The sequence below is a fragment of the Paenibacillus sp. EKM301P genome, from assembly GCF_011800295.1.
GTDB lineage: Bacteria > Bacillota > Bacilli > Paenibacillales > Paenibacillaceae > Paenibacillus > Paenibacillus polymyxa.
Genome location: NZ_JAALFM010000148.1, coordinates 1 through 246, shown reverse-complemented (window position 1 = coordinate 246; position 246 = coordinate 1). Strand labels below are relative to the sequence as shown.

Genomic DNA, 246 nt, shown 5'->3' with positions numbered 1-246 from the left:
GGCCAAACGCATCAGACTGTAAATCTGCTCCCTTACGGGTTCGGTGGTTCGAATCCATCATCCTCCACCAGTTTTATTGCCATGGTGGTCGTGACGAATGGGTTAACGTACTGAATTGTGGCTATGGCATTTGTGGGTGCAAGTCCCATCAATCGCCCTGTTGAATACATAATGGGGATTAGCCAAGCGGTAAGGCAACGGACTTTGACTCCGTCATGCATAGGTTCAAATCCTATATCCCCAGCC

General features: G+C 49.2%; 1 tRNA gene. It reads left to right on the top strand.

Annotation, left to right across the window (positions count from 1 at the left end):
* Positions 1–172 precede the first annotated feature (172 nt).
* Positions 173–244 (top strand) — tRNA-Gln (locus tag HFD99_RS25285).
* Positions 245–246: the final 2 nt, after the last annotated feature.